Origin of the sequence: Huijunlia imazamoxiresistens, assembly GCF_037132455.1 — a bacterium.
Classification (GTDB): Bacteria; Bacteroidota; Bacteroidia; order Chitinophagales; family Chitinophagaceae; genus Flavisolibacter; species Flavisolibacter imazamoxiresistens.
On record NZ_JBBBEI010000094.1, the window covers coordinates 1 to 972 of the forward strand.

Consider the following 972-nt stretch of genomic DNA (forward strand, 5'->3'; position numbering starts at 1 on the left):
CTTTAATAAAAAATTGGGTTACAGTTCCATGGCGACCAGTCACCGAATGCCGCCACGAACGCAAAGCCGCTGGACGTTGTATGCCATTCTAAACCAAAGCCAAAACTAAAAACACGTGAACGGGATTGGGTTCATATTGATGCTTTTATTCGTCTTCATCGGGCTGCCAGCTACTGTTGGATTGCTGGTATATTTTATACCAAAAAAACTTGGATACCCTAAAGTGGCAAAATGGCTGACATGGACTTATATAGTCTTTGTTGGCTTTATAGCTATAACCACAATATTTGAAGATGAACTTTTTTCCAAAAGCGATGCTAAGAAGCTAATTAAAGAGCAAAACATCGACCTGACTGAGGACTTCACACTTAATGAAAATGAGTCAATGTGGGCTATTGGCGACTTTTATCACACATTTACTTTGACCATTTCGGAAAACGACAAACGACAAATTATAAACTCAATAAAAAGTGATCCATTTTTCAAAAAATCACCAGACTCCGTAGTTGACTATCTATTTAATCCATCAATTAATCGCTATGAAGGGCCGAGAGTAACCCAAAACTACGAAGACGAAGACTCGTATTTCCGGGAGTTATTCCAACCAAACGGAAAAGGATATGCACCTACTTTCAGGCGAATTAGAATCAGTAAGGCTGACAACACTTTGACCTTCGAAGATATAGACGATTAGATGAAACGGCATACAACAGTGGTCTTGGCGCTATGGCGGGGTGACGGAACGCCGCATCGGCTCTAGGTCCATTGGGCAGCAGTAGTTCCGGAAGGACGAATAACCCCGGGCTGATATTTTTATCCTCATCTTTTGTACATTTATGGGCAGCGGTTCGTGGCTGGATGAGCGGGAATGCCGCCGCGGCGCCAAGCCCTCGGACGTCAAACTGTCTAAAAACTATTGTCATTTGAGTCTGTTCAGAAAGGCATAGGTAAGTGCTTATTGTTATCTTTACT

The 972-nt window shown here is 42.4% G+C and carries 1 protein-coding gene; it reads left to right on the forward strand.

Going from position 1 to position 972, the window contains the following annotated elements; all coding sequences use genetic code 11:
• Nucleotides 1-115 precede the first annotated feature (115 nt).
• Complete coding sequence (locus V9K67_RS27010) at nucleotides 116-694, forward strand: hypothetical protein (RefSeq protein WP_336728241.1); 579 nt, start codon at nucleotides 116-118, stop codon at nucleotides 692-694.
• Nucleotides 695-972: the final 278 nt, after the last annotated feature.